The 12,606-nt window shown below is 36.8% G+C and carries 8 protein-coding genes and 1 other annotated feature; of the genes, 2 read left to right on the forward strand and 6 right to left on the reverse strand.

What is annotated here, in order from left to right; genetic code table 11:
• Window positions 1-719: 719 nt before the first annotated feature.
• Entirely contained in the window at window positions 720-2,438 is a 1,719-nt protein-coding gene (acsA, locus tag MKX29_RS15135) for an acetate--CoA ligase (protein WP_341106355.1), read from the forward strand.
• A 446-nt stretch (window positions 2,439-2,884) separates the two neighbouring features.
• Here the strand turns inward: acsA and tlp are convergent, their stop codons facing one another.
• Together tlp and MKX29_RS15145 are read right to left on the reverse strand one after the other, a co-directional pair.
• Complete coding sequence (tlp, locus tag MKX29_RS15140; protein WP_224938757.1) at window positions 2,885-3,130, reverse strand: small acid-soluble spore protein Tlp; 246 nt, start codon at window positions 3,128-3,130, stop codon at window positions 2,885-2,887.
• A 775-nt stretch (window positions 3,131-3,905) separates the two neighbouring features.
• A complete protein-coding gene (locus tag MKX29_RS15145; protein WP_341106356.1) occupies window positions 3,906-6,824 on the reverse strand; it encodes a transglycosylase domain-containing protein in 2,919 nt (972 codons plus the stop codon).
• A 180-nt stretch (window positions 6,825-7,004) separates the two neighbouring features.
• Window positions 7,005-7,228: a binding site (T-box leader), on the forward strand.
• Between the two features lie 66 nt (window positions 7,229-7,294).
• Between MKX29_RS15145 and tyrS the strand changes: the two genes are divergently transcribed.
• Entirely contained in the window at window positions 7,295-8,545 is a 1,251-nt protein-coding gene (gene tyrS / locus MKX29_RS15150) for a tyrosine--tRNA ligase (protein ID WP_341106357.1), read from the forward strand.
• A gap of 45 nt (window positions 8,546-8,590) precedes the next feature.
• On the opposite strand, the gene MKX29_RS15155 is transcribed toward tyrS, so the two are convergent.
• Genes MKX29_RS15155 through MKX29_RS15170 form a run of 4 tightly spaced genes read right to left on the reverse strand, consistent with a single transcriptional unit; the run spans window position 8,591 to window position 12,602 of the window.
• Window positions 8,591-9,100 carry a glycosyl-4,4'-diaponeurosporenoate acyltransferase CrtO family protein gene (locus MKX29_RS15155; protein ID WP_341106358.1) on the reverse strand — a complete coding sequence of 170 codons (510 nt, stop codon included), beginning with the start codon at window positions 9,098-9,100 and terminating at the stop codon, window positions 8,591-8,593.
• Complete coding sequence (locus MKX29_RS15160; RefSeq protein ID WP_341106359.1) at window positions 9,097-10,230, reverse strand: glycosyltransferase family A protein; 1,134 nt, start codon at window positions 10,228-10,230, stop codon at window positions 9,097-9,099. The genes MKX29_RS15155 and MKX29_RS15160 overlap by 4 nt, the downstream gene beginning before the upstream one ends.
• Before the next feature lie 5 nt (window positions 10,231-10,235).
• Entirely contained in the window at window positions 10,236-11,726 is a 1,491-nt protein-coding gene (locus MKX29_RS15165) for a phytoene desaturase family protein (protein ID WP_341106360.1), read from the reverse strand.
• Between the two features lie 12 nt (window positions 11,727-11,738).
• The gene (locus tag MKX29_RS15170) at window positions 11,739-12,602 is read right to left on the reverse strand and encodes a phytoene/squalene synthase family protein (protein ID WP_341106361.1); all 864 of its coding nucleotides are present in this window, start codon (window positions 12,600-12,602) and stop codon (window positions 11,739-11,741) included.
• Between the last annotated feature and the right edge of the window lie 4 nt (window positions 12,603-12,606).

Raw genomic sequence — 12,606 nt, forward strand, 5'->3', positions numbered from 1 at the left:
AGGCAATGTACCAGTGAAGAAAATCATAGCAGCGAAAAAAAGTAAGAGTGTTTGTTAAAGCTATCAGTATAAAGTTAAAAATCCAGAGTAGCTTCAACAGTAGAGGAAGTGAGGGAGGATGTAAAACCTTATTTGTCAGTAGGTAAGTATAAAAAAAAAGCTAGCTGATCGAACTGTTGACATTCTAGCAAAAGTGGCTGCACAAATAAATAAGCATATCTTTAGAGCAGAAAGCAATTGGTAGGTGAGAGCAAATCTAAGTATATTTTAGATTTAGTATTTAGTAGTAAAAATGAAGATGAAACGATAGCAAGACAAGAAGAATTGAAGAAGGATAGCCCATTTTTTAGTTCAGATGCACGAGCAAACCGTGTTTGCTCAGTATCTTTGCCGGTTCTACTATAGTTGTAAGAGCAAATCCCTGTAGCTCAGCTATCATTGCCGATACCACTTCAGTTGTACGAGCAAACCCTTGTAGCTCAGCTATCCTTGCCCATTTCCCTTTAGATGTACGCGGAAATCCCCTTTACTCATCTATCCGTGTTTGGAAAAATCGTATCAATAACACAGAAGGTATCAACTTTTAATGGTTATCCGTTCTTAACTTACAGTTTAATAAGTCTTTATAGATAATTTACTGCCTTATAATTTAAAAAATTGTGAAAAAAAAGTATTTATATTATAATAGTTTAAACAAGTTTAAAGGGGGATAAATAAACATGAAATTGGAAGCGCTGCCAGCAATACAAGGTAACCATAATTTGAAAAATTATGAGGAAGCGTATAATAGTTTTGATTGGACAGAAGCGAAAAAGCAATTTTCTTGGTACGAAACAGGAAAAATGAATTTGGCGTACGAAGCCATTGACCGCCATGCTGAAAGTGATAAGAAAAACAAGGTAGCGCTCTATTATCGTGAAGGTAAGAATAAAGAAAAGTATACCTTTAAAGAGATGAAGGACTTTTCAAACCAAGCGGCTAATGTACTAAAAGCACATGGAGACGTTGAAAAAGGTGATCGCGTATTTGTTTTTATGGGACGGTCACCAGAACTTTACTTCTCAGTTCTTGGCGCAATCAAGCTAGGTGCCATAGTCGGACCACTATTTGAAGCCTTTATGGAGGGAGCAGTAACAGACCGTTTAGAGGATAGCGAAGCAAAAGTCCTTATTACGACTCCTGAACTTTTAGATCGTGTACCCGCTGATAAATTACCAAACTTAAAGCATATTTTTGTTGTTGGTGAGAATGTAGAAGAAAATGGAAAATTATTAGACTTCCGTAAATATATGCAAAATGCTAGTAAAGAATTAGAAATTGAATGGGTAGAACCGACAGACGGTCTAATTTTACATTATACTTCTGGTTCCACTGGTAAACCAAAAGGTGTGCTGCACGTTCACAATGCAATGATTCAACATTATCAAACAGCAAAATGGGTATTGGACTTAAAAGAAGATGATGTTTATTGGTGCACGGCTGACCCAGGTTGGGTAACAGGAACTTCTTATGGTATTTTCGGACCTTGGTTGACAGGAACCTCTAACCTTATTGTCGGAGGCAGATTTAGCCCAGAAACATGGTACCAGGCGATTGAAGATTATGGTGTTACGGTTTGGTATAGTGCACCAACAGCTTTTCGTATGTTAATGGGCGCTGGGGATGAAGTAGTGAAGAAGTTCAACTTAAGCACTCTACGACATGTGTTAAGTGTAGGTGAGCCATTGAATCCTGAAGTTGTGAGATGGGGAGTGAAAGTATTCAATAAGCGTATTCATGATACGTGGTGGATGACTGAAACGGGTGCTCAACTCATTTGTAACTACCCATGCCTAGAAATTAAACCTGGCTCCATGGGTAAACCAATTCCAGGGGTGAAAGCAGCCATTGTCGATGACCAAGGGAATGAACTACCACCAAATCGCATGGGCAATCTGGCCATAAAAAAAGGGTGGCCATCTATGATGCACACGATTTGGAATAATAAAGAAAAATATGATTCTTACTTTATGCCTGGTGATTGGTATGTCTCAGGTGATTCCGCTTATATGGATGAAGATGGCTATTTTTGGTTCCAAGGAAGAGTCGATGATGTAATTATGACGTCCGGCGAACGGGTAGGACCATTTGAGGTAGAAAGTAAGCTCATCGAACATCCAGCTGTTGCTGAAGCTGGTGTCATAGGAAAACCGGACCCGGTCCGTGGCGAGATTATTAAAGCCTTTATTGCGCTAATCGATGGCTATGAAGCAACAGATGAACTGAAAGAAGATATTCGTCAATTCGTTAAAAAGGGGTTAGCTGCACACGCTGCACCTCGTGAAATCGAATTCCGCGACAAACTACCAAAAACACGTAGTGGTAAAATCATGCGCCGTGTATTAAAGGCTTGGGAATTAGATTTACCTACGGGCGACTTATCTACAATGGAAGACTGATCTTACAACCATACACAAGACAAATAGATAGAGTAGTAAGAAAGATTTTTAGGTATTTTGAAATGACGGGTCAATGATAGGAGATTCCTCTCTTATTGACTCGTTTTTTAGTATTTGAGGAAAGTTTTTTAGGAAAACAACATTTTATGCTTTCTATACATAAAAGGGTGGTTAATAGCTATAATGAATTGTTTTCCTTGTTTTAATGGATGATGTTTAAAAGTAGGAATTATTATTTGCATATACGTAAAAATTTGATAAATTAATCTAGCCTCTTTTTTATAACCACAATAGAATGCAAAATAAAATGGCCACAGCCCTATAGAATATAGAGCAATGGCCCCTTACATGTATGTTATTTTCAAGGTCGGCAGTCAATTGTCAGCAATTTTAGAAGTATAAACATCAAATACAATTGCTTCACAATTTTAATTAGTATTTAGAAATTAATTTAAATCATTATTATATTCATTATGCGAAGCTTCATCTTTAATTTCTGAGCGTAAACCGTCAATACTTTTTCTCCGTCTTTCATTTTTATTCACTATTTCATTTTTTTCTTGGGTACTCAACTCTTCTGAGTGAGCTTTAGTGTAGTCCTCAGCTTCATTAATATTCTGAAGAGTATTGTCAATGGTATTTTGAATTTTTCTCACATTATCTGAACGGTTGTCTGGTTTGGCATTCGTCATATTATCCCTCCTAAGATTAATTCTTTCAGTATTTTCTCCTAACACTTCGGAAATATTCTTACTAAGTTTTTTTCGCTACTTTAGGCAATTTATAAATTTCCCCAAATTCCAGTTGATAACTATATGAATTTGAATGGATCATAAATTGATTTATGGTGCCGGTTTTCTAGACTATTTTCGTTAAATATTTAATACAAAAAATTGAATAAGTAGAAATTTGTTTAGAAAAGATAAGATGTAATGTAGTTTGATTTTTAATTGATATGAAGAAGAAAAAATTCTACTTAACTGCTATTACACTCCTCTTAAAAGATTTTGAGAATCCTTTCCGTACATCAAAAGGTACTCTCTCTTTCCATTTCATAACCCACATTTTTGATGGCTGCAGTAACGAATCCCTATTCATCTGCCAACCCTTTAACTTTTAGACCTATTCATATATCTTTTACCCGGTGTTATGTGAAAACTCTCCTATGAATATCTATTAAAACTTTATCCTTTCTTTGCAATAAAAAAATCCCCTCCAAGTAGCATTCTTCCTTCATGGTAAGATGAAGGCTTTTTTGAATATCTACTTTAAGGGGATATTAAACAACTGGTAAACTTTAGTAGTACCACTTCGAGAATGATTTACTTTGTTTAGTTATTTTAGGGTAGTAACAAATGTCATTGTGTTTTTTTCTATAAATTCTTTCTTACATGCCCGATTATCCTGCTCTTTTCGTATTCTTCAGCTTTGATTTTTTGATTTGAAAATGAAATGACCAGATTCCTGCTATTCTTCATCACTCGTATCCGGTTGATCTTCTTCCGCAGGAGGATTTTCTGTTTCACCTTGAGGCTTTTCCTCTTCCGGTTTTTCTTCTGGTTTGCTATCCGTTTCTGTTTCCTTATCTGTTTGTTCCTCTTTAGGCTCGTTTTCTTTTGCTTTTTCTTCTTGTTGTGGCTTCTCTTCTTCCTTCACTTTGCCAACTTGGACTTTGCTTGAAGGTGAAGATTCATTACCGGCAATATCAACTGCTGTAACATGGTATTCACCATTGCCACCTTTATAGCCTAAGGAGTTACCGGCTTTGATACTGGCTACTTTTTTACCGTCTTTATATACACGATAACCAATGACGTCATTTTCAGGATGTTGCCCCCAAGTAATGGAGTTACCTGATGCTTTAGCATTTGGTGCAGCTGGCTTTTTGCCATTTTCACTCATTTTATCGGCTGCAACGAGTACTTTAGCCCATTTATCCCTTTTCGGTAATAAGTCACTTGGATTCGCTCTAATGCCAAATAGTTTTTCAATATAATCGGCATCTATGACCATACCAGGATCAGAAAATTCCGCTGGTGTGGATTCAAGTGCCAAATACTTTTTATCCCCTATATGGACAATTCTACCAGTTCCAAGACTATCATCTGATTTAGACGGAACGTATTTTGCATTAAAGATGTCAGTATCAACAAGTCCTGCTTCAGAGCAAGCTTGAGAAGGGATTAAACCACTAATTGCACAGAATGAGCGACTGACTATACCATCAGGTCGTTTAAAGGTTTTATCTGGCTTCATGAGTTCAGGATTTACATCATAAGCAGCGTTCATCAAATCAGCCCATAAGTAATTATTACGTGCGCTATAAGATAAACTACCACTTGCTTTTAGAGACTTAGGCGTATCGTAGCCACTCCATAGACCAGCGGTTACATTTGGGTTAGACGCGACGAACCATGCATCTTCAAAGTTATTACCTGTCCCTGTTTTTCCTGCCCAATCGGCACTAAATTTTAAACGGTTTTTAACAGCAGTGGCTGTCCCACTATTAATAACCCCACGCATTACATCTATTGTTAAGTATGCTGTTTGTGGAGTAAAGACTTCTACTTCCTTCGTTTCATGTTCGTAGATGACATTGCCTTCTTTATCAGTAATCTTATCAATCATATAAGCATCTACGAATTTACCGTTATTAGCAAATGTTGTAAATGCATTCGTATTTTCCTCAACGGAAACACCATTTGTTAATGAACCTAATGCAGCTGATCTATTCGTTTTATCTTCTGCGGTTAATGTGGTTATACCCATCTTTTCAAGATATTGTGCCGGATTTTGGCTCAAAATATCGGTATAAAGTTTAACGGCAGGGACGTTATAAGATTGTTCAACGGCATACCTTGCTGAAACTAAACCATGGTAGGTAAAAGAATAGTTTTTTGGCCAATAGTCACTTGAACCAGGATTTAAGCGCAGTGGCACATCGGGAAGAATACTTCCTGGTTGTGCTGCACCAAGTTCGAATGCAGGACCATATACAAGTAATGGTTTCATGGTTGAGCCGTTTGGTCTTAAAGTATCGGTTGCATGGTTAAGGTCTTCATTTAAGGATACACCCTTGCCACGACCACCAACAAAGCTCAGAATTTTCCCTGTACTGTTTTCAATAAGTTGTCCCCCAACCTCCACTGGTTCCATTACTTCTTTTTCTTCACCATCGATTACATAGGTTGCACTTTTGGCAGGCCCGTAGTTAGGATAATCTTTAACAACTTTTTGCCAAGCTTCATAAATATCTTTATCAATAGTTGAGTGGACATGATAACCATTCTGTCTTAATGCTCGATCAGCTAAAATAAGATATTCGTTTTTAAGGTCACCAGTTAAATCAGCTTCTTCATATCCATCTTGTTCTGCTAAGATGGATGCTAAAAGTTCTTTGGCACGGTCTTGAATTTCATAAGTTAAATAAGGGTATTTTTCAATCGCATCATCATTTTTCGGTTTTCTAAAGTCAGCAACAATATCATACTCACTAGCTTCTTTATATTCTTTTTCAGTAATTCTTTCATCATCGTACATTCTCTTAAGTACGACTTTCATACGATCAATGCCTGGTTGTAGAGACTCTTCATCCTTCAAGCCACCACCTTGTTGGAATGGTGTATAACCAAAAGGTGACTGAGGCATACCAGCAATGAAAGCTGCTTGCGGAATAGACACATCTTTAGCATCAACACCAAATAAACCTTGGGCAGCAGCCTGAACGCCAGCGATATTTCTACCTTCTGCATTGCGGCCAAAAGTAGAGACATTTAAATAAGCTTCAAGAATCTCCTCTTTATCGAAATAATTCTCTAACCTTAATGCGAGTAAGATTTCTTTTGCTTTTCGATCAAAAGAAACTTCGTTTGTTAAGATCTGGTTTTTTATCAGTTGCTGAGTTAATGTACTTCCTCCAGATTGAGTAGAGGCGTTAGTTACTTCTTGAAACAGTGCACGTAGGATAGCTTTTGGTACCACACCTTCGTGCTCATAAAAGTACTCATCCTCTGTGGCAATTACAGCATCTCTCAAATATGGTGAAACATTTTCTAGTTTCACTTCTTCTCTTTCAAGGTCCGTTCTTACATTCCCTAAATATACATCACCAGCGAAATATAATTTTGAGGTTTCCTCATAATTATAGATATCTTTTTGCATATTTTCATAAGAACGAAGGGGTTCATCTTTAACAAGAGAAGCAAAATAGCCAATACCTGTGGCACCTGCAAATGCCCCACCTAAAATAACGGTAATGGCAAGTATTAATAATAAGTTCCATATAACTTGATATGTAATACGTGCGCCTTTTTTGGTTTTATTATGAGTTAAAAAACCGAACGCGGCTTTTGCTTTTTCTATTATCTTGCTGAAGGTTTCATTCATTCGTTCATCCCTCCTAAAATCAAATACATTATAGCATAACCTAACAGGTAATATGACAAGGTTCGTCATAAAGTACAAAATTCATATTTTTCCTATTATGATAAAAAAAAGTTGAAAAAAACGTCATATTGACATTGGTTATTCTTTTATGATAAAAATGCATTATTACGATTCAATTTAATATTAGCGTTGATGGGTCATAAGTAGTCATTCTATCCCTGTTTTCAGAAAGTCGACGGTTTGCTGTGAGTCGATACAAATAGAAGTGCGAAATACCTCCCGGAGCTTTTACTGCGAATGAATATATCTAGTAGTAGTAAACGGTATTTCCGTTATCAGTGAAGAGTGGAGAATAAGGGTGTTCTCAAACTGGGTGGTACCGCGCAAAGAAATGCGTCCCTGCAATGAGCAGGGGCGTATTTTTTTTTGGATAATAATTTATCTTTTATGAAATAAAGGAGGAAAAGTGAATGAATTTATTAGAAGATTTACAGTGGAGAGGCATTATTTATCAACAAACAGATGAAGAGGGGATGAAGGATCTTTTAGAAAAAGAAAAGATTTCCTTATATTGTGGGATGGATCCGACTGGTGATAGTATGCATATTGGTCATTTATTACCCTTTTTAACATTGAGAAGGTTTCAAAATGCTGGGCATCGTCCGATTGTGTTAGTAGGGGGGGCAACTGGGTTAATTGGTGATCCCAAGGCGACAGAAGAAAGAACACTACAAACGATTGAGAAAGTACAAGAAAATGTTGCTTCTTTATCACAGCAATTAGAACGTATTTTTGATTTTGAAGGAGATAATGGAGCGACATTAGTCAATAATTACGACTGGACATCGAGTATGAATATTGTCACTTTCCTCAGGGATTACGGTAAACATATTGGGGTTAACTATATGTTAGCTAAGGATACGATAGCTAAAAGATTAGAATCAGGCATTTCTTTTACGGAATTCACTTATACGATTTTACAAGGGATGGACTTTAAGCATCTTTATGAAAATCATCAATGTAAAATTCAAATTGGCGGCAGTGATCAGTGGGGTAATATTACAACTGGGCTTGAGCTTATCCGTAAAATGGTTGGAGAAGGTGCAAAAGCATACGGTATGACCATTCCGCTTGTGACAAAAGCTGACGGTACGAAGTTTGGAAAAACAGAAGGTGGAGCCATTTGGTTAGATGCCGAAAAAACATCACCTTATGAGTTTTATCAGTTCTGGATTAATACAGCAGATGCAGATGTCATTAAATACTTGAAATACTTCACCTTCCTATCACGTGAAGACATCGAAGCTTTGGAAGTAGCTGTCCAAGACGAGCCTCATTTACGTAAAGCCCAAAAGGCATTAGCAGAAGAAATGACGAGACAAATACATGGTGAAGCAGCATTGAACCAAGCGTTGAAAATTACTGAAGCCTTATTCAGTGGACAAATTAAAGAGTTAACCGCTGCGGAAGTAAAGGAAGGATTTAAAGATGTTCCTTCTTATCAACATACTGGAGAGGGCAATATTGTTGACTTGCTCGTAGAGGCTAAAATTTCGCCTTCTAAAAGACAAGCGAGAGAAGACGTAACGAACGGTGCAATCTACATTAACGGTGATCGTATGCAACAGGTTGATTATCAGTTGAGTGAGCAAGATAAAATAGAGGGTCAATTTACAGTTATTCGTCGCGGGAAGAAGAAATATACATTAATTCAATATTAAAATGAAGTAGCCTATTTCTAAAAATTAGAGATAGGCTACTTATCTTTAGTAAACAGTTTTTCTGCATTTTTTTAATGCTATTAAGCGTATTAAGCGTGGCCGATTATAGCGTTGTACGATAATAATAGGTAAATTAAATAGTAATGCATAGGCAATCATTACCCAACCTGCCCAAATGGGGTTCCAAATGAAAAATAAACAGGCGGGTGGTATGGATAACCAGTGGGTGAGCTCTGCTCTTCTAGATTCATATAAGAAAACTTCAAGGTCTGACAGAGAAACACCCTGTAAGTGTTGTTTTTCGTATCCTTTAGAAATAATATGCTTACCATCTGGAATTTTATGTTTCCACTGTCTTACCTTCACCAGCCATTGCCAAAGCTCTCCGTTTTTCTCCCATTTTTTTGATTGATAAAGAGGAGAATCATTTTTAAACCAACGGAGTGGTAGAGAAGCTAGTAAAAGAGATAAACTGATGTGAATGAAACCCCATGCAAGAATATTAACTGTTAAAAGAGCGAGTGGTGTAAGGGTGAAAATCGGAAAAATATTCATACTTTTACCTTTCTACCACGCCAGTTCACCCTTTTTTTAATCCGCGTTAAATAAAGAGAATATACAAATGTTAGTGTAAAGAAACAAAATAAAAATGGATAAAGGACAATACTCGCTATATGAAAACGACCGATTTTTTGAGACTGCAATATAAGATGATAGATGTAAAGAAGATAAAATCCTAATGAAATAAGTAATAAGCTAAGACTGCTTTGCCATAGTGATAATAAGACGAATGCAACGGAAGAAAAGGCACCAGCAATCCAAAAACTTATGAGTATGGTAATAAAAGAATGAGTAGCCTTTGAAGCTGTAGCAAAGCTTTTAGTCCAACCTTCAATCAAACCTTTGATTCCCTCTGGGTACATACGAAAGCTGATAAGGTCTTTACCGCTAATACAATGGACTGGGAATCCCTCTTTACTAAAAATTCCTCCTAACACAAGATCATCCATAATCGCTTCCCCGACTTTTTGATGCCCGCCTGTCTGTAGATATTCATGTGTATTACATAAGATACACGGACCGAATGCACCTGCAGTTGGTATTTTATGACGAAAAATGGTAAAGACATTCATGCCTGCAAAAACAATCATATTAAATAGTAAGGATAAGTTTTCATAGGATTTTTTAATACGATGAAAAGGCTGTACAGAGAGAATCCCGGTTTTTCCGTATCGTTCATATGTTTGCATTAAATTCTGCAAGCTATCAGGATGGTCAAAGAATGTATCAGCATCAAGGAATAATAAGAAAGCACCATTCGCTTCGTTCGCGCCAAGCCAGCAGGCCGCTGACTTTCCTTTCCAATTTTCTCTTAATGTATTGGTATTTAAAACCTTTGCACCGTAATGTATAGCAATAGAAGCTGTGCTATCTACCGAACCATCATCGATGACAATGATCTCTCTTGGCTGCATAACTTGTTGCTGTAATGAAGTGAGTAAGTTCGGCAATCGTTTCGCTTCATTTCGTGCGGGTATAATAATAGATACCTGTTTGATAAGCGGTGCAACCAGTTTTGTACTTTTTTTTTCAGCAGTGGGAATATCCCATAACATTAGCTTCCCAGAAAGGAGGCCAAATATAATGAACAAGACAAGTATGGTGAGAATACCGGTCAGAACCATGAATGTTACGCCCTTTCTTTTTCAGCAGTCATTATTTTATCACGCACTTGCATACCGCTAAGTGTGACCATCGGCATACCGCCACCTGGGTTTACGGTTCCGCCTGTGAAAAATAAATTCTTATACTTTTCACTTTGTTTAGGGTGTTTAAAGCCTTTGTTTTTGCTCTTATCAGAAACGGTTCCATAGATAGAACCACGATGAGAGTTGTATTTTTCTTTAATATCTTCAGGTGTCCAAAAATCCTCTGTAACAATGGATTGACGTAAATTAGTCAAGCCCATTTCTTCTAATTTAATGAGTACAGTCGTCCTTAAATGCAAATAATCCTCTTTTGTGAAGGGTTGATCTTGAATATACGGGATATGTGGCAGCACTTTAAGATTTTCATGGCCAACTGGAGCCTGACTTGGGTCTGTTTTATTGACATTGACTAAATAGATCGTTGGATCATCTGGTAGTTGTTTCTTATGAAATATTTTATTCATCTGCATCTTTAAATCTCTTGAGAAAAAGAAATTATGATGACGTAATTGTGGGTATTGATTTTTAACACCAAGATGAATCACTAAACCTGAGCTAGAGGGCTCAAACTTTTTTTCAAGTTTATTAATGTAGCCTATGTTTTCATTCAATAAAAATTGATAGGTTGGAATGACTTCCATATTGGAAATATAATAATCAGCCTTTAAGGTGGTACCATCTGCTAGAATGGCTTCTGTGACTTTATTTTTGCCAGTAGATAATTTTGTCACCTCTTGACCGTGGTAAATATGAACACCAATTTCTTGCGCAAGTTTTGTTAAACCTTCTGCAATTTTGTGCATACCACCAGGTACATACCATACCCCTTGCTTATGCTGCATATAAATCATCATATTAAGTATAGCTGGAGCATCATAAGGTGAAGAGCCAACATATTTGATAAAATAAGAGAGCATTCTCTTGAGATGATGATGACTAATATGATGCTCGATGGCATCATACATCGTGGAAAATAAATCAAACCCTCTAAGTGAGCGGATGATTCCGTGATGTTTGATTACTTCTAATGTTGAATCAAGCCCATGCTTATAGTAACCTTCATTAGTCATCTCATATAACCCTTTACAATAATGAAGGAATTGCTCATATTCTTCTATGTCCTTGGTTGTTAAATCATCATTTTCAGTGAGCATTTGTTCTAAATTTGAGAAGAGATCAAGCATTTTTCCATCTGGAAAGAAAGCACGCCATTGGTGTGCTACTTCCTTTATTGGAATATATTCAGACATCTGTTTACCACTGCCGTTGAATAATCTTTCAAAAATATGCGGCATGGTTAAAATACTTGGCCCAAGGTCAAAACCAAACCCATCTTGCTCAAGCCTATTTAATTTTCCACCGAGATGAGCATTTTTTTCATATAATGAAACTTGAAAACCGCTCTGTGCTAAGGAAATACTAGTGGACAGTCCGCCGAGTCCACCGCCGATGACAATGGCTGTTCGCTTCATTAATTATCCCCCTTAATTAGCTAAATCCATTCTTGTATTATTTAATATATCCGCCACATCATCATAAATCATCGCATGCTTTTCTTTAAAACAGTTATAGTGTTTGTTTCTAATTTGTGCTAAGTAGCTTCTATAAACTCTTGCAGCGGATAACACTTGGAATTGAGAGTCACGATCAAATAGATGATAGCTTGTTTCAAAGCTGTCATATTCGCTTTCAGCCTTTTGGGCAAGTTCCTCCCATATTGAAATAAATGAAGGGTTAATCACACCTCTTGAAAGTTCTCCAGTTGAATATTGATATTTTACTAGCAAATTTTCTGGGATATATATACGTTGATGATTGCGATAATCTTCACCAATGTCTCGTAAAATATTTGTTAATTGCATAGCATTTCCTAATTTAATAGCTATTGGTCTTAGTTGTTGATAATGCGTCTTAGCGATAATAGGTAGCAGCATAAGGCCGACAGTTCCGGCTACATGATAACTGTACTTCAACAACTCATCTATTGTACGAGGGGCTTTGAAGGAAATATCCATTGCTTGTCCTTCTAATTGTTCAAAAAAAGGTTGAATATTCATTTCATAGCGGTTAAATACATCTCGTAATGCTCTCCATAAAGGTAAATCTAGCTCCTTATTATGTTGAAACAGGACAAGTTCATCGTGTAGTTGCTCCAGACGGGTAACTTTTTCCGCCGTACTGTCATGAAGGTCGACCGCATTATCTGCCATTCTACAAAAAGCATAAATGGCATACACTGCATTCGCTTTTTCCTTCGGTAGATGAGAAAAGGTATAGTAAAAACTATTTGAATAGTTTTGGATGATTTTTTCACAATAATAATAATCGGCTAATAGCTGCTGATTCATTACA

Origin of the sequence: Cytobacillus sp. FSL R7-0696 (assembly GCF_038006865.1) — a bacterium.
GTDB classification, from domain to species: Bacteria; Bacillota; Bacilli; order Bacillales; family Cytobacillaceae; genus Cytobacillus; species Cytobacillus kochii.